We start from the raw sequence: 16,503 nt of genomic DNA, 5'->3' as shown, positions 1-16,503 counted from the left end.
CGCAATGACCGATAACATGAACAAGGGTTTGGCCTCTATGAGCCCAAGTTTTCCCTGATCTTCTATTTCGATGACCGAAAGGTATTGTTCGCGTGAACGCACAACCGAACCAGCAGGCAGCTCGTGTCCGTCGTGGGCTTGCTGACCATCTGACTGGCGGCGTCATCATGGACGTCGTAACCCCTGAACAGGCTCGCATCGCTGAAGCCGCAGGCGCTAAGGCCGTTATGGCTCTCGAACGCGTGCCTGCCGATATTCGTGCCCAGGGCGGTGTGTCTCGCGCATCGGATCCCGACATGATCGTTGGTATCCAGGAAGCAGTATCGATCCCGGTCATGGCGAAGGTCCGCATCGGACACTTCGTTGAGGCCCAGGTGCTGGAAGCCCTAGACATCGACTTCATCGATGAATCCGAAGTTCTTTCCCCAGCTGACTACGAGAACCACGTGGACAAATTTGCTTTCAAGGCCCCATTCGTTTGCGGCGCGACAAACCTTGGCGAGGCGCTGCGTCGCATCAACGAAGGTGCAGCGATGATTCGCTCCAAGGGCGAAGCCGGAACCGGCGACGTTTCGAACGCTACCGGCCACATGCGCAAGATCCGCGCCGAAATCAACCGCCTCACCTCGATGGCTGAAGACGAACTGTACGTTGCTGCGAAGGAACTGCAGGCGCCATACGACCTCGTCGTCGAGGTCGCGCGCGAAGGCAAGCTCCCGGTCCCGCTGTTGACGGCTGGCGGCATCGCAACCCCAGCAGATGCAGCTATGATGATGCAGCTCGGCGCAGACGGCGTGTTCGTGGGCTCCGGTATCTTCAAGTCCGGCAACCCAGAAGCCCGCGCAGCTGCAGTGGTCAAGGCGACCGCCAACTACAACGACCCGAAGGTGATCGCTGACGTATCCCGTGGTCTCGGCGAAGCCATGGTTGGCCTCAACGTCGATGAGATCCCAGTGCACCACCGCCTCGAAGAGCGCGGCTGGTAATCGAACCCGAGTAATCAGACCCGAGCTAGAGGGCTTGATCCCTCTTCACTCTTAACGTGGTGTGGGTGATGCAGAAATCTGCATCACCCACACCATTTTCGTATCCAGAGTCCTGGCTTCTCGCCGTCCTACGCCTTCAGACCGCGGCGCTCAAGCAGCGGGTCGATGCGGGCGTCGCGTCCACGGAATGCGCGGTAGCTTTCCAGCGCATCGCGCGTGTTGCCGCGGCTCAGGAACTCCTCGCGGAACAGCTGACCAGCGGCGCGGATGTCCTCTTGCTCCTTGAACCATTCGACCGCATCGGCGTCAAGGATCTCCGACCAGATGTAGCAGTAGTAACCGGCTGAATAGCCGCCAGCGAAGATGTGCTGGAAGTAGCCGGTCTTGTAGCGAGACTCGATCGAGTCCGGGTTGAAGCCAGCTTCACGCAATGCTGAGTCTTCGAACGCGGCCGGGTCAGCCTCGACGTCGGTACCGGTGCGCTGGTGCCACGCGAGGTCCAGAATCGATGCGGCGAGGTATTCGCTGGTCGAGAATCCTTCACCCCATGTGCTGGTCGCGGTGAGTTTCTCGATCTGATCGGCCGGAAGCGGTTCACCCGTGTGGGCGTGCTTGGTGTAGTGAGGCAGAACCTCAGGGTGCACGGCCCACATCTCGTTGACCTGCGATGGGAACTCGACGATGTCGCGGCCCACGTTGGTACCGGCCAGCGACGGGTACTCAGCGGCGCTCAAGAGGCCATGGAGCGCGTGCCCGAACTCGTGGAACAACGTGATGACCTCATCCCACGTGCACAATGCAGGGTTCCCGCCGGTTGGCTTCGGAATGTTGAGCGTGTTGCAGATGATTGGCCGTGAATTCGCAGCACTTGCTCCTTGGGCCAGCTCGTTCATCCAGGCACCACCACGCTTGGTGTCACGCGCGAAGAAGTCCCCGACGAACAGGCCGATCGCATCCCCGTTCTCTTCGAAAACTTCCCAGATGCGGGCGTCCGGGTGTGGAAGCGGCAGATCGTTGCGCTCCGTGAAGCTCAGCCCATAGACCAAGCCAGCGGCACGGAAAACACCTTCGGTCAGAACCGTCTCGAGTTCAAGGTGCTGTTGCAGTAGTTCCGCATCAACCCCATCGGACTGCGAGCCAACAAGGCTCAGCCCCCGTGCGCGGTCCCACGGAGCCACAGGAACCTCGGAAGACAGAGGCTCGAGACCCAGCGCTTCAGCGATGCGCGCGTCTTCAGCCGCCGCGTTCGCGAGCGCAGACTTAGCCAACTGAGCCAACAGATCGTTGATCGCAGGGACCGAGGTTTCCGACCGCAGAGACAGAATCTCTTCGGCATGCGTCTCAAAACCGAGTAACCGGGCGCGCTCGACGCGCAAGCCGGCGATCTGCGCGGCGATGGCAGAGCTCTTGCCGTCCGATGCGCGCTGAGAGGAAGCCTCATGCAACTTCTTACGACCTTCAGCGGTGGTCAGGATCGCCTCATCTGGCTGAACGGTTGGCAACACGAGCGAGATGCGGTGCCCTTCAGCTCCGGCGGCCTGAGCGGCGTGGCGGGTCGCTTCAAGCCGTGCAGGGGAGAGGCCCGTGGCTTCCGTCTCCGTAAGGGTAGGCGCCGCATCCACGAGGTTCTGCATCGCGAGGCGACCGAACTCGGTCTGCAGATCAGTCAGCTGAGCGTTCAAGGCCTTGAGCTTTTCCTGGCCTTCAGCATCAAGTTCCGCGCCACTTGCACGGAAGGACCGCATCGTGACCTCAACGAGGCGCGCCTGTTCGCCTTCAAGCGAGCCCGCATCGACCTGCTGCATCCGGGCGTAGAGGCCCGGGTAGAGCGTCATTGCGTCCTGATGTGCCGCAACCATGGCAGTGATCTCAGCTTCAACAGCTTGGATCGGCTCGGTCGCATCGGCAGAGAACAGGTGGAACGCAACAGCGGCGGCACGGTGCAGGCCCTCGCTCGAGAGCTCGAAGGCCTCGAACGTGTTAGCGAACGTCGGCTCGTCAGTGTTGTTCACGATGGCGGCGACGGCTTCTTCTTGATCCTTGATCCCGGCACGAACCGAGTCGCGCAAAAGGTCCGGCGTGACCTTGGAGAAGTCAGGGAAATCGTATGGCAGCCCGCTTGGCTGTGTGAGATAAGTCATGAAGAGACTCTTTCACAGAAATCAGGACGATGTCACTCTCGACGGCGGCGGGGCTCAGAAAACATAGATGAACCGCAGCTGAAAGCGGGCCTTGAGTCGTGGAACGGCGCATCTCAGCGTTCAAGCTATAGAATGGAGTGTCGAAAGAACAGCTGACATAGGGACGGAGAACCATGGCAGGCCACTCCAAATGGGCAACAACCAAGCACAAGAAAGCGGCGCTGGACGCGAAGCGCGCGAAAGCTTTCGCACAGTTCATTAAGAAAATCGAGGTTGCTGCGCGTGCTGGTGGTCCGGACCTTGAAGGCAACCCGGCACTTGAAGTCGCTGTCAACAAGGCGAAGAAGAACTCTGTTCCGAACGACAACATCGACCGCGCGATCAAGCGTGGCGCCGGCTTGACCGGTGAGGTTGTCGACTACACCGAGATCATGTACGAAGCTCGCGGCCCGCAGGGTTCCGCGCTTCTGGTGCACTGCCTCACCGACAACCGCAACCGCGCGGCGTCTGAGACCCGCGTTGCGATCACCCGTAACGGTGGCACGATCGCTGACCCAGGTTCGGTCAACTACCTCTTCAACCGCAAGGGTGTTGTTGTGGTGCCGGAGGCAGATCACACTGAGGATTCCCTCATGGAGGTTGTCCTCATGGCCGATGTTGATGCCGAGGAAATCACCAAGGTCGGCGATTCTTTCACGATCCTTTCGGAGCCATCTGAACTGCAGTCTGTGGCTAAGGCCCTTGATGAGGCTGGTGTTGAGTACAGCTCTGACGAGGTCGAATACGTTCCGACGATGAAGGTCGAGTTGGACGTTGACGCCGCTCGCACGTTCATCAAGCTCGAAGAAGCGCTTGAAGAGCTCGACGACGTCCAGGCTGTGTACTCGAACGTTGACATGACCCCTGAGGTCATTGAGGCGCTCGGCGAAGAGTAAAGCGAGAGGCAGAAACAGTTGCTTACATCGCGCCTAGGGGCTCGCACGGTGGCTGACACGGTGGTTGGCGAGTGCGTGTAGCAGGTGTTGATCCAGGGCTGACCCGTTGCGGGTTGGCCCTGGTTTCTGTTGGTGCTGACCGCACGGCGACGCTTGAGGATGTGCGTGTGATCGGTTCGTCGTCCGAGGTGCCTTTGGACCAGCGTTTGCTCACGATTTCTGAGCGTATCGATGCGTGGCTGGATGAGTTCCGGCCCGATGCTTTGGCGATTGAACGCGTGTTTACGTATACGAACGTTTCGACGGTGATGGGCACCGCGCAGGCGATGGGCGTGATTATCGCTGCGGCTGCCCGGCGGGGGATTCCGGTCGCTCTCCACACTCCAACTGAAGTCAAAGCCGCGGTCACTGGTAGCGGCCAGGCGGATAAGCAGCAGGTTGGACGGATGGTCACGAAGATCCTGCGGCTGGCGGCTGCTCCTAAACCGGCCGATGCGGCGGATGCTATCGCTATCGCGTTGGCGCATGGTTGGCGTGGCGCTGACCCGGCGTCTAAGGCTGCAGCGTCAGCTTCGAGTCAGAGCGGGGTCGCGCCTGCGCAGCGCGCTTGGCTTAAAGCCCAGGCTCAAGCCGCAAATAATTCGGCCCGCGCGGAGGCCGCGCTGCGTGCGAGGGCCCGAAAGCCAAGAGGACTATAAGGCTGTTCCTTAAGCATCGCGAGGCGATCCGTAGATTCGAAGATATATTCGGATATAGTAGGGATTGCGGTGATTCTTTGCCGTACGACGCGTGCGTTTTCTCCGTGAAAGGTTGTCCGTACCCATGATTTCTCAGCTTCGAGGCACAGTTGTGGCGTTGAATCTGAACTCGGTTGTGCTCGACGTCAATGGCGTGGGGTATCTGGTCAACGCTGTTCCGCGGACGCTAGGGGAACTCACTGTGGGTGAGGAAGCGACGCTTCCGACTAGCCTGGTCGTGCGCGAAGACTCGATGACGCTGTTCGGTTTCAGCACTGTGCGCGACCGCGATGTTTTCGAGATCATCACTACCGTCTCCGGCATTGGCCCGAAGCTGGGTCTAGCAATTCTGGCGGTGCATTCCGCGGACGAGCTAGCGGCGGCCGTGCAAAGCGAAGACACGAAGGCGTTGACGCGCGTATCCGGCGTTGGACCTAAGTCCGCTAGCCGCATCATTCTTGAGCTCAAGGGCAAGCTGACGCTGTCTGCAGATGTGCCAGCCGAGCAGTCGCCAGCGCCGGAAACTGAAGCAGACGCATTGGCCCGCGCGGCAGAGGCTCAGGTTGTCGAGGGCTTGACGGGCCTGGGGTGGACCGAGAAGGAAGCTAAGAAGGTTCTGGCCGCAACCCTCAAGGCACAGCCTGAACTCGCGGGAGCCTCGGTTCCTGAACTGTTGCGTGCCACGTTGCGTGGAGTGGGTGCCGGGACCGGCATACGGTCCTAATGTCACGGGTAATCAGCAAGGGGAGAGGAACGCATCGAGATGGCAGATGACATGTCGCGTGGACTCGTGGACGCAACGGGCGAACCCGAGGAACGCGCGCTTGAAGCCGCGATGCGCCCAAAGAACTTCGATGAGTTCGTGGGCCAGTCGCGGGTTCGTGAGCAGCTGTCTCTGGTCCTCGAATCTTCGAAGTTGCGTGGCCGGGTTGCCGATCACGTATTGCTCTCAGGTCCTCCAGGGCTTGGTAAGACTACGCTCGCGATGATCGTTGCAGCTGAGATGCAGGCCCCACTACGCATTAGTTCCGGACCCGCCATCCAGAACGCGGGCGACCTCGCGGCGATCTTGTCCTCGCTTTCCGAAGGCGAGGTTTTGTTCCTCGACGAGATTCACCGTCTTGCCCGCCCGGCTGAAGAGATGCTGTACCTCGCGATGGAGGACTTCCGCGTTGACATCGTCGTCGGTAAGGGTGCCGGCGCTACGGCGATTCCTTTGGATCTTCCGCCTTTCACATTGGTCGGTGCCACGACGCGTGCGGGCCTCTTGCCAGGGCCGCTGAGGGACCGGTTCGGCTTTACGGGACATCTGGACTTCTATTCGGTCGAAGAGCTAGAGATGGTTCTGCGGCGTTCGGCAGTGATGCTTGATGTGCGGCTCACTGACGACGGCTACCAGCAAATCGCGTCGCGATCGCGGGGAACCCCGCGTATCGCGAACAGGCTTCTTCGTCGTGTGCGTGACTGGTCGCTCGTGCACCGGATCGACCGGATCGATGCGGTGCAGGCAGCTGCTGCGTTGGATATGTACGACGTCGACGAGCGCGGCCTGGACCGCCTGGACCGTTCGGTTTTGCTGGCCTTGTGCACCAAGTTCGGTGGTGGCCCTGTTGGCCTGTCGACGCTCGCTATCTCGGTAGGTGAAGAGACGGAAACCGTTGAGGAGGTTGCTGAGCCTTATCTGGTTCGCGAAGGCCTTCTCGGCCGCACTGCACGTGGGCGTGTGGCGACTCCAGCCGCGTGGGCGCACCTCGGACTGACACCTCCAGAAGGTGCGCCGGGCTCCGTCGCTGGAAGCGATCCAGAAACCGGTGGTACAGGCCGTCTGATCTGAAACCTGGTTCGATTCCTCGTTTGAAACCTAGGGCGGATGTGCGGCGAGTCGCTGGTTACGTGGGTTAGGCTAGATCGGTGTTTCCCTTGCGCTTAATTGTGTGCAAGGTCATGCAACGTTTTCTACAACCTGAATTGAGGATGCCCCGTGTTCTCCGCGCAGCAGTTATTGGCCGAAGGTGAAAAGGCACAGACTGGAGGCTTTAGCCCTCTCTTGCTGATGCTTGGCCTGATGGTCATCTTCCTGGTCTTTACTATGTTCCGTAACCGTAAGCGGATGCAGAAGGCCCATGAAGAGCGCGAGACCAAGCTTGTTCCGGGCGCGGAGGTCATGACGACCGCGGGCATCTTCGGCACTGTCGTTGACACCTTCAAGGACGAGAACAAGGTGTTGCTGGAGCTCTCTCCAGGCAACCGCGTGATGTTCCACATTCAGGCCATCGCTCAGTTCCCTCAGGAAAGCGCTGCCGACACCGCCTCGACGGATGAGCCGAAGGACAACGGCGGCTCTGAGGAACCTGGCCAGCGCTGACGTCTGGCGTCCGGCAGTTCGGACCTTTTTCACGTTGAGGTTTTGAGGCCGCCGCAAAGTTTTATTTGTTCATTGCTCGTGTTTGAGAGAAACCCCTATGTCAACATCTAGCCCCAAGCGTCATGCGCGTCGGTCGCTCATCTGGCTTGCGGTCATTCACCTCGTGATGATTGCTGTGCTTGTTGGTGGCGTCGTCGCTGGCAAGACCGGCGCGCTTCCTAAGCTTGCACTGGACCTTGAGGGCGGTACCGAGATGGTGCTGACCCCTAAGTTGGATGACCCAAGTAAGAAGGTCACTTCTGAACAGTTGCAGCAAGCTGTTGAGATTATTCGCCAGCGTGTTGACGGCACTGGCGTTGCCGAAGCTGAAGTGACGACTCAGAACAATCAGAACATCGTCGTCGCGATGCCGGGTATTCCTGATGAGAAGACCCGTAACCTGATTAAGTCTTCTGCTCAGATGCAGTTCCGTCCGGTGATCACGGCGAGCCAGGACATCACCGCGACGCCTGAGAAGGACCTGACTCCGATCAAGGACATCCCAAAGCCGGAGGGTAAACCTAAGCACGGTTCAGATGACGCGTGGGTTACTCCTGAGCTGTTCCGTCAGTTCCAGCAGTGGGACTGCGAGGCGGAGATGAACAAGAAGGAGCGCACAACGTTTAAGGCTGATGAGCCGGCTATTGCGTGTGAGCTCGATCCGCCGTTGCAGGCCAAGTACCTCTTGGGGCCGGTTGAGGTATCGGGTTCGGACATCACTGATGCTGAGGCGCGTCCAGAGCAGAACTCCCAGGGCTACACGACGGGCGGCTGGGAAGTTGCATTGACCTTCAACAAGAAGGGTGCCGATGCGTTCAAGACTGTCACTCAGCGCCTGACTTCCTCGCAGCCTCCTAAGAATCAGTTCGCGATCGTGTTGGATGGCCGCGTGGTTTCGGCTCCGCAGTCGCTGGCAGTCATTTCCGATGGTCGCTCGTCGATTACCGGTAACTTCACCCAGGAGTCCGCTCAGGAGCTCGCAGAGCAGTTGCGCTATGGTGCGTTGCCGATGAGCTTCAACATCCCTACTGAGACTCAGGTATCGGCGAAGCTCGGTGCTGATCAGTTGAAGTCCGGTATGATCGCAGGCTTGATCGGTCTCGTTCTGGTTGCTGTCTATTCTTTCTTCCAGTACCGCGTTTTGGGTCTGGTCACGATGGCCTCGCTCATCATCATGGGTACGTTGACCTACCTTGCGATCGTTCTGCTGGGCTGGGGCGCGAATTACCGCTTGTCGTTGGCGGGTGTCGCGGGTTTGATTGTCTCGATTGGTCTGACCGCGGACTCGTTTATCGTCTACTTCGAACGTATTCGTGATGAGTTGCGCGAGGGTCGCCGACTTCAGCAGGCCATTGAGACGGGTTGGAACCGTGCACGTCGTACGATTTTGGCTTCCAAGGCCGTCAACATCCTCGCGGCCGTTGTTCTCTATTTCGTGGCTGTAGGTAACGTCAAGGGCTTCGCGTTTACGTTGGGTCTGACTGCGGTTGCGGATATTTTCGTGGTGTTCCTATTCACGCACCCGATGCTGCAGTTGCTGAGCCGTATGCGTTTCTTCTCTGAGGGCCACCGTATGTCTGGTCTTGACCCACGCCTTCTGGGTGCGGAACCGCTGTACGCAGGTGCAGGTCGTGTTCGCGTGCGCCGCCAAACGGGTGATGCGCAGCAGGACGGCAAGAAGGGTAGCGGCGCTAACCGCGAGGCTCAGCGTCGTATGACCATCGCCGAGCGTCGCCGAGCTGAAGAGCTTGAGGCCCGCGAGAACACTCAGGGTTCTGAGTCACCGAAAGTAGAGGAGAACTAACGTGGCGAAGTTAGCAACGTGGGGTAACGAGCTCTACTCGGGTAAGCGTTCGTATCCTTTCATTGGTCAGCGCAAACTGTGGTTCGGCATTGCGCTGGTTTTGATCGTGTTGTCGGTCTTGGTGCCTGTCGTGCGCGGAGGCTTTAACCTCGGTATCGATTTCCGTGGTGGTAACGAGTTCCAGGTCGCTCAGGTACACAAGACTGACCCTAAGGTGGGCGACGACGCAGCCCACGAAGTGATTCCGGACAAGAACGCTCGCACGACGCATTTGGCTTCCAACACGATGCGCGTCCAGACTGATCCGCTGACAGGTCAGCAGGCCGACGATCTCAAGGCCGCGCTCGCGAAGGCATATGAGACCGATGTCGACAAGGTCTCGGTCTCGTCGATCGGCCCGACGTGGGGTGCGGACGTTTCGCGTCAGGCCGCTATCGGCCTGGTTGTCTTCATGGTCCTGGTCGCGCTGTTGATGGCGGTCTATTTCCGTACGTGGAAGATGTCGCTCGCGGCAGTTGGCGGCCTTATCGTGGTCATGATCGTCACGTCCGGCATTTATGCAGCGGTCGGGTTTGAAGTGACCCCGAGTGCCGTCATCGGTTTCTTGACGATTCTGAGTTACTGCCTCTATGACACGGTTGTTGTGTTCGACAAGATCCGCGAGAACACATCTGATCCGGCGTTGAAGTACGTCATGACGTTCGATGAGAAGGTCAACCGAGCGGTCAACCAGACGCTCGTGCGTTCCATCAACACCTCGGTCGTCGCGATCTTGCCGGTTGGTTCGATTCTCTTCATCGGCTACTGGCTTCTGGGTGCGGGTACGTTGGGTGACCTCGCCCTGGCGTTGTTCGTCGGCATCATCGTTTCGACGTTGTCAACGCTGTTTATTCAGGCGCCGCTGTACTACCAGTTGCGTAAGGGCGACGCAGACGTCAAGGAGCTCGATGCGGAAGTCGCTCAGCATCGCGAAGAGTCGGCAGAAGCACTCGCATAAGTTGCTGGTCGCCGGTTTGATGGTGACCGCGAATTGAGAGTTGACCGTGGCGGGACGAGGTATCTACCTCTCCCGCCACGGTTTCTCTGCTTCATGGTGCGATTTTTCCTTCACATCTGGTCTAAACTGACCCAATCACCGTATTGTGTTTACACAGCCAGGCTCCGCGCTTGGCCTAAGAGGAGGCAGCGTTGCCATGGTGCAACAGCGAGTGGGTTCACAGCCGCCACGCCGAGGCAGGTCTTTGTCGCGCCTGATCCGTTTCTCTGGCCGTTCGTCGTTCCCTGCTGCGCCGCCGATTCTTGAGCCGCTCCTCCGAACCGTCCGGGCACAGAACCCGGACGAGGATCTCACACTCATCACACGCGCCTACGATGTGGCCGCTCACTGGCACGAAGGTGTCAAACGAAAATCAGGCGACCCTTACATCACACACCCGGTAGCGGTTGCAACGATCCTGGCTGAGATGGGCTTGACCGGCGCGACCCTGGCGGCGGCCCTGCTGCACGACACGGTTGAGGATACCGAGTATTCGCTTGAGGCCCTCCGCAAAGACTTTGGCGACGAGATCGCGTTGCTCGTTGACGGTGTGACCAAGCTCGACAAGGTCACGTACGGTGAAGCGGCGCAAGCCGAAACCGTGCGCAAGATGATCGTCGCGATGTCTCAAGACATTCGCGTGCTCATGATCAAGCTCGCCGACCGCATGCACAACGCCCGCACGTGGCGTTACGTGAGTCCTGAGTCGGCCGCGAAGAAGGCCCACGAAACCCTGGAAATCTATGCGCCGCTTGCTCACCGCCTGGGCATGAATACGGTCAAGTGGGAGCTTGAGGATCTCTCCTTCGCAGTGTTGCACCCGAAAGTGTATGAAGAGATCGTCCGCATGGTGGGTGCGCGCACGCCTGAGCGTGAGCGGTACCTTGCACAGGTTCGGCAGGCGATCGAAGCAAACCTTTCGGAACAGAAAATCAAGGCCGTCATCACGGGCCGGCCAAAGCACTACTACTCGGTCTACCAGAAAATGGTGGTCCGCAAGAAAGACTTCAACGAGATCCACGACCTCATGGGGGTTCGGATCCTCGTCGATTCCGTCAAAGACTGCTATGCGGTTTTGGGCATCATCCACGCGCACTGGAACCCGCTTCCGGGCCGGTTCAAAGACTATATTGCGATGCCCAAGTTCAACATGTACCAGTCCCTGCACACATCGGTCATTGGCCCGGGTGGCCGGCCGATCGAGGTGCAGATCCGCACGCATGAGATGCATCAGCGTGCCGAATACGGTGTCGCTGCGCACTGGAAGTACAAGCAGGGCTGCCAGGAGAGCGACCAAGAGACCAGCATCAACTGGCTGAACCGTCTGGTCGCATGGCAGAAAGACACCCAAGACCCCGACGAATTCCTCGATTCGCTGCGCTACGTCATCAACTCCGCTGAGGTGTACGTTTTCACCCCGGCGGGGGAGGTGCGTTCGCTTCCGTTAGGTTCGACGCCGGTTGACTTCGCGTACGCGGTGCACACCGACGTAGGGCACCGGGCTGTCGGTGCGAAGGTCAACGGCAAGCTCGTCCCGTTGCATACGCCGCTCAATAACGGGGACCAGGTCGAGATTCTGACCTCTAAAGCCGAGAACGCTGGACCGTCTCGTCACTGGCAAGATTTCGTGGCCTCGCCGCGTGCCCGCACCAAGATCCGTCAGTGGTTCTCGAAGGAACGCCGCGAGGAAGCGGTCGAAAAGGGCCAGGAACTGCTGTCTAAAGCGATTCGCAAGGCCCGCCTGCCGCTTCAGAAACTCATGACCGCTCAGATCCTCAACGCGGTCGCTCAGGAGCTTCACTACAACGACATCACCGGACTTTATGCCGGGCTGGGTGAAGGGCACGTCTCTTCGAAGAACGTGATGGAGCACATCACGAGCCTAACGGGCGAGCCAGAGGTCGCTGCGCCGGAGCCAGGTCTGGACTTTACGTCGGGGCAGGGCGCTTCTCACAGGTCTCAGCCAAGCTCGTCGGGAGTCATCGTTCAGGGCTCACGCGATGTCATGGCAAAGCTCGCTCCATGCTGTTCGCCTGTCCCACCAGACTCGATCAAGGGTTTCGTGACGCGCGGCTCTGGCGTGACGGTTCACCGTGCGGCGTGCCCCAACATTGCGAACTTGAGCGGCGCCGAGGCCGAACGGATCGTGGAAGTCGCGTGGGACCCACGCGCCCACACCGTGTTCACCGTCGAGATTCAGGTTGAAGCGCTGGACCGTCATTCGCTTCTGAGTGACGTGACGAAGGTGCTCTCAGAGAATCACGTTAACATTTTGTCGGCGAACCTGTGGACCACGAAGGACCGTACGGCGATCTCCCGTTTCCGTTTCCAGCTCGGAGAGCCGGACTTCATGAGCCACATTTTTGCTGCGATTCGCCGGATCGAAGGTGTCTATGACGTCAGTCGAGTTCTGGGTGGGTCCTCAGAAGATCAGCAATGATCTCGCGTATTCGCCGCTTAACGAGGGTCTGACGCTTAGCCCCGAACCTCGCGAAGCGATCGCACCGCGCAAGCATCGTGTCAACGTCTTCGGGCCTCAGCTCACACTGCTCAGGGCTCTGACGGGTTGAAGGATCAAAGGTTGCCGCAACCCGATCCGGATAGTCCGTTATGAGACGAGCGATTTTAGTTCTTGGGAGATCCGCGTCGCTTGCAATCGACCCTGCGAGCTCTACCGCCAGGCTCAAAGGGGTCACGACCCGCACCCCTTCGACATACGCGATGTCTGTCTGGCTGAGATTCAGCGGAGCGATATAGATATTCACCCCGCCGAAGGCCCTGAACCGTCGGCTGATAGCCCGTGCACGCACATTCAAGCTCGCTGGAGGTTTCCCGCCGAGCCAGGCCCACAACGCGCTCTCGTGGTCAAATACGCTGTTCTTGATCCCTTCCGCGGCAAGCGCGACCTGGAAGCGATACAGCGCGGCCCATCTCACCTTAGGGTCTAGGCTGACCGGCAAGGCCGCGTAGAGCGGTCCGAGGATGTGCCTGATGAGGTCATCTCTGAGGCCCGCCGCAAGCTCCGCCTGAGAAAGCCCCTCACGCATTTCATCCCACAACGCAACCGAGCATAAACGGCTCTTGGTGTGGGGGATAGGCAATAGATCTGGTTGAGGCTTCGGGATATCAAGCACATTGTGGCCGGGACTCATAGCTCTATGTTTCAAGTTGCGCCCTGCACATGACAAGGGCCCGGAGTTATCCTGTGGATAACTCCGGGCCCTGACGACAGTGGGTGAGCGTTTAGCCGAGCTCTGCCGCTGAACGCTTGACGGTTTCAAGCCATGCGCGGCGAGCATCGAGCGCTTCTTGCGCCTTAGCTACCTTGCGCTGGTCACCGCTTGCCTGAGCGCGTTCAAGGTCCGCTTCCAAGTCAGCAATCGCGTCTTCGAGCTGCTGAAGCATCGAGTTGGAACGAGCCTTCGTCTCAGGGTCGGTGCGGCGCCACTCGTCCTGCTCGGCGGAGCGAACGGCGTCCTCAACCTGGCGAAGACCCGCCTCGATGCGGTGCATGTCACCGCGAGGCACCTTGCCGGCAGCTTCCCAACGGTCGCGAATCGAGCCCAGGGCACGCTGTGCCTGCTTGAGGTCCTTGACCGGCAGAATCGCGCGGGCCTCTTCGAGGAGGGCTTCCTTGACCTTGAGGTTCTCGGCGTATTCAGCATCGATCTCGTCGTTAGCCTTCTTACGGGCGTTGAAGAAGACATCCTGTGCGGCGCGGAAACGAGCCCACAGAGCGTCGTCGTCCTTGCGGGATGCGCGCGGTGCGGCCTTCCACTCGTCCATGAGCTTGCGGTACTCGGCCGAGGTCGGGCCCCAGTCCGTCGAGTTCTGCATGCTTTCGGCGCGGCTGATGAGTTCTTCCTTGACGCGCTTGGCCTGGGCGTTGCGGTCGTCGAGCTTAGAGAAGAACGTGCGGCGGTTCTTATCGAACTTGTTGCGTGCCGAACGGAAGCGTTTCCACAGTTCGTCCTCGGTTGCGCGCGGCAGGCGGTGGCCGTTCTTCTGAGCGGCCTTCCACTCGTCGAAGAGCTCAGCCATGCGCTGCGATGCGCTCTTCCACTGGACCTGCTCAGCCGGCTTGGCAGCGAGTTCTTCCGCAGCCGCAACGATCTTTTCGCGTGCCGCTGTAGCCTCGGCGCGCAACTGCTCTGCGTTGGCGCGTTCGTGCTGGCGCAGGTTGTCGATAGCTACGCGAAGGTTTTCGACGCGGGACTCGAGCATCGCGATATCGCCGACGACGTCGCGTGCCTTGACGCGCGCATCGATCGCGTTGAGTGCTTTCGGCATGTCGGCCGTTGGAGCCTTAGCCACGACCCGCTGTTCGAGGAGCATGATCTCGCCGAGCAGCTCGTCATACTTACGCACAAAGTATGCGAGGGCTTCGTCGCCGGTGGCGTCCGGGTACTGACCCACTGGGTGTTCGTTGCCGTCCACGATCACGAAGACATGACCGTCATCGGTGACTCGCGCGAACTGTCGCGCCTCCTCCAAGCTCGTGGTTGGAACCTGTGGGGCTGGAATCACCGACTCTTTTGCGGTGTCCTTCTCGGCCATCATGGAAGGCGTTGGGGCCTTCGGGGCAGCCGGGGTTGGAGCGCCACTTGGCGTTGGGGTGGTCGTTTCAGGCTGCGCATCCTGCGTGGATGTGTTCTCCGCGGTTTCCGGGGAGGTGTTCTCCTGGGCCGCGGTGTCCTGGGAGTGAGGCTGCTGTTCAGTCAACGGTCATCACTTTCGCTCAAGGTTGAGACTGCCACGCCTTCTGAACTGTTAGCTGAATAGTCCGTACAAACGTTCAGAGACGAGGCACACACGTACGGATCCAGATTCTACCCGTGTTTCGCCTGAGTGACATGCGTTTTCGTACTGAATTGTGACGCTTTGCGCCACACACACTCACGCACCGGTCTCCTTTGGATGTCTGGCTCTAGAATGGGAAGCGCCTCGTGTGATGTCGGTGCAGTCTCCGTCTGCTTGATTTGCATAGATGCACGAGGTCATCCGTTTGCTGTGCTGTTATTTGTTCTCTTGACGTGAGGAGTCACTCGATCATGTCCCGTAAGTTGTCCCTAACTGGTTTTCCTGAATGGCTTCCGCAAGAGCGGATCGTGGAGAACCATGTTCTGGATACGCTGCGTGAGGTGTTCGAGTTGCATGGCTTCTCCAACATTGAGACGCGCGCTGTCGAGACGGTCGGTACCTTGCTGAATAAGGGCGAGATCGACAAAGAGGTGTATGGGGTTGCGCGTCTAGCTGACGATGCGCCTGCAAGCACTAACGATCCCAACTCGCTCGCACTTCACTTTGACTTGACGGTTCCGTTCGCTCGTTACGTCACGGATAACGCGGGTTACCTGACGTTCCCGTTCCGCCGCTATCAGATCCAGAAGGTGTGGCGTGGTGAGCGCCCTCAGGATGGTCGCTTCCGCGAGTTCACGCAGGCGGATGTCGATGTGGTGGGCGACGGCGAACTCCCGTTGACGTATGACCTTGAGCTTGCTTTGGTCATGGCCGATGCACTCGAGCGTCTTGAGCTCGGTGACTTCGAGGTGCGCGTCAACAACCGGAAGTTGTCCGAGGGTTTCTACCGTGGCATCGGAGTTGAGGATCCGGCGGCTGTTCTGCGCGAGATCGATAAGCTCGAGAAGATCGGCGCCCAGGAGGTCCACGAGGCACTTGTGGGACTTGGCCTGAACGACGATCAGGCGACCAAGGCGTTGAAGCTCGCTGAGATCAAGGCCGCGGATGCCTCCTTCGCGGACCAAGTTGAGGCGCTTGGCGTTGAACACGAGCTGCTGAGCGAGGGCCTTGCGGAACTCAAGTCCCTCATCGAGGTGGCGGCGAAGATTAAGCCGGGCCGCATCGTCGCTGATCTTTCGATTGCGCGCGGCCTCGACTACTACACGGGCACTGTTTACGAGACCACGTTGATCGGTCACGAGTCACTCGGGTCGATCTGCTCGGGTGGTCGTTACGAGTCCCTCGCGACCAAGGGCAAGAAGAACTACCCGGGCGTTGGCCTCTCGATTGGCGTGTCCCGTTTGGTGTCCCGCTTGCTTTCGACCGAGCAGCTTGTAGCCAGCCGCGCAGTTCCGACTGCGGTGCTCATGGCGCTTCCCGGCGAGGATGATTTCGCTGAGGCTCTCGAGGTCGCTGAGCTGTTGCGTACCCGCGGCGTGGCTACGGAGATCATGGGCAAGCCGGAGAAGTTCGGTAAGCAGATCCGCCACGCTGATCGCCGCGGGATCCCGTACGTCTGGTTCATGTCGCATGACGATGCGGGAAACCGCGTTCACGAGGTCAAGGACATCCGCTCGGGTGAGCAGGTCAGCGCCGACCCGAACACCTGGATGCCGGCAGAAACAGATCTTCGCCCTGCGGTTGGCCCGAACGCGGATGCCAGCTAGCGGCGATAAGCCATTAGACTGGCTCTTAGTCAACTGAGCAGTTAATGCATTGC

General features: G+C 59.5%; 13 protein-coding genes. 10 read left to right on the top strand and 3 right to left on the bottom strand.

The genetic code is table 11. The annotated features are described in order from the left end of the window. Positions 1–92: 92 nt before the first annotated feature. The gene (gene pdxS, locus CAY35_RS01440) at positions 93–986 is read left to right on the top strand and encodes a pyridoxal 5'-phosphate synthase lyase subunit PdxS (RefSeq protein ID WP_101629374.1); all 894 of its coding nucleotides are present in this window, start codon (positions 93–95) and stop codon (positions 984–986) included. 128 nt (positions 987–1,114) lie between these two features. Here pdxS and CAY35_RS01435 read toward each other — a convergent pair whose 3' ends face one another. Next, positions 1,115–3,127 (bottom strand): M3 family metallopeptidase, encoded by a 2,013-nt coding sequence (locus tag CAY35_RS01435; protein WP_109303008.1) that lies wholly within the window; start codon positions 3,125–3,127, stop codon positions 1,115–1,117. A gap of 173 nt (positions 3,128–3,300) precedes the next feature. On the opposite strand from CAY35_RS01435, the gene CAY35_RS01430 reads away from it, so the two are divergent. The 8 genes from CAY35_RS01430 to CAY35_RS01395 all read left to right on the top strand — a co-directional run bounded on the left by CAY35_RS01430 (position 3,301) and on the right by CAY35_RS01395 (position 12,483). Continuing rightward, a complete protein-coding gene (locus CAY35_RS01430; RefSeq protein WP_109303007.1) occupies positions 3,301–4,062 on the top strand; it encodes a YebC/PmpR family DNA-binding transcriptional regulator in 762 nt (253 codons plus the stop codon). Between the two features lie 71 nt (positions 4,063–4,133). After that, entirely contained in the window at positions 4,134–4,760 is a 627-nt protein-coding gene (gene ruvC / locus CAY35_RS01425; protein ID WP_109303006.1) for a crossover junction endodeoxyribonuclease RuvC, read from the top strand. Between the two features lie 124 nt (positions 4,761–4,884). Next, positions 4,885–5,523: a Holliday junction branch migration protein RuvA gene (gene ruvA, locus CAY35_RS01420; protein ID WP_109303005.1), complete on the top strand. Its 639-nt coding sequence runs from the start codon at positions 4,885–4,887 to the stop codon at positions 5,521–5,523. 51 nt (positions 5,524–5,574) lie between these two features. Continuing rightward, a complete protein-coding gene (ruvB, locus tag CAY35_RS01415) occupies positions 5,575–6,633 on the top strand; it encodes a Holliday junction branch migration DNA helicase RuvB (protein WP_109303071.1) in 1,059 nt (352 codons plus the stop codon). 147 nt (positions 6,634–6,780) lie between these two features. After that, positions 6,781–7,164 (top strand): preprotein translocase subunit YajC, encoded by a 384-nt coding sequence (yajC, locus tag CAY35_RS01410; RefSeq protein ID WP_109303004.1) that lies wholly within the window; start codon positions 6,781–6,783, stop codon positions 7,162–7,164. Positions 7,165–7,261: 97 nt separating this feature from the next. Beyond that, on the top strand, positions 7,262–9,007 hold the full coding sequence (secD, locus tag CAY35_RS01405) for a protein translocase subunit SecD (protein ID WP_109303003.1): 1,746 nt from the start codon (positions 7,262–7,264) through the stop codon (positions 9,005–9,007). A gap of 1 nt (position 9,008) precedes the next feature. Continuing rightward, positions 9,009–10,004 (top strand): protein translocase subunit SecF, encoded by a 996-nt coding sequence (gene secF, locus CAY35_RS01400; RefSeq protein ID WP_109303002.1) that lies wholly within the window; start codon positions 9,009–9,011, stop codon positions 10,002–10,004. A 196-nt stretch (positions 10,005–10,200) separates the two neighbouring features. Next, the gene (locus CAY35_RS01395; protein WP_109303001.1) at positions 10,201–12,483 is read left to right on the top strand and encodes a RelA/SpoT family protein; all 2,283 of its coding nucleotides are present in this window, start codon (positions 10,201–10,203) and stop codon (positions 12,481–12,483) included. On the opposite strand, the gene CAY35_RS01390 is transcribed toward CAY35_RS01395, so the two are convergent. Together CAY35_RS01390 and CAY35_RS01385 are read right to left on the bottom strand one after the other, a co-directional pair. Further along, entirely contained in the window at positions 12,443–13,195 is a 753-nt protein-coding gene (locus CAY35_RS01390; RefSeq protein WP_109303000.1) for a hypothetical protein, read from the bottom strand. The two genes, CAY35_RS01395 and CAY35_RS01390, sit on opposite strands and share 41 nt — an antisense overlap. 91 nt (positions 13,196–13,286) lie before the next feature. Then, positions 13,287–14,765 (bottom strand): DUF349 domain-containing protein, encoded by a 1,479-nt coding sequence (locus CAY35_RS01385; RefSeq protein WP_258265572.1) that lies wholly within the window; start codon positions 14,763–14,765, stop codon positions 13,287–13,289. Between the two features lie 329 nt (positions 14,766–15,094). On the opposite strand from CAY35_RS01385, the gene hisS reads away from it, so the two are divergent. Continuing rightward, on the top strand, positions 15,095–16,450 hold the full coding sequence (hisS, locus tag CAY35_RS01380) for a histidine--tRNA ligase (RefSeq protein WP_109302999.1): 1,356 nt from the start codon (positions 15,095–15,097) through the stop codon (positions 16,448–16,450). The last annotated feature ends 53 nt before the right edge of the window (positions 16,451–16,503 follow it).

Source organism: Pseudoglutamicibacter cumminsii, from assembly GCF_003143995.1.
GTDB classification, from domain to species: domain Bacteria; phylum Actinomycetota; class Actinomycetes; order Actinomycetales; family Micrococcaceae; genus Pseudoglutamicibacter; species Pseudoglutamicibacter cumminsii_B.
The sequence above is the reverse complement of the archived record's forward strand: the minus strand, read 5'-3'. Positions and strand labels throughout refer to the sequence as shown.

Coding starts and splice junctions, on each gene's coding strand:
- CAY35_RS01435 (WP_109303008.1), bottom strand. CDS start 3,127: ATGACTTATCTCACACAGCCAAGCGGGCTGCCATACGATTTCCCTGAC.
- CAY35_RS01430 (WP_109303007.1), top strand. CDS start 3,301: ATGGCAGGCCACTCCAAATGGGCAACAACCAAGCACAAGAAAGCGGCG.
- ruvA (WP_109303005.1), top strand. CDS start 4,885: ATGATTTCTCAGCTTCGAGGCACAGTTGTGGCGTTGAATCTGAACTCG.
- ruvB (WP_109303071.1), top strand. CDS start 5,575: ATGTCGCGTGGACTCGTGGACGCAACGGGCGAACCCGAGGAACGCGCG.
- secD (WP_109303003.1), top strand. CDS start 7,262: ATGTCAACATCTAGCCCCAAGCGTCATGCGCGTCGGTCGCTCATCTGG.
- CAY35_RS01395 (WP_109303001.1), top strand. CDS start 10,201: ATGGTGCAACAGCGAGTGGGTTCACAGCCGCCACGCCGAGGCAGGTCT.
- CAY35_RS01390 (WP_109303000.1), bottom strand. CDS start 13,195: ATGAGTCCCGGCCACAATGTGCTTGATATCCCGAAGCCTCAACCAGAT.
- hisS (WP_109302999.1), top strand. CDS start 15,095: ATGTCCCGTAAGTTGTCCCTAACTGGTTTTCCTGAATGGCTTCCGCAA.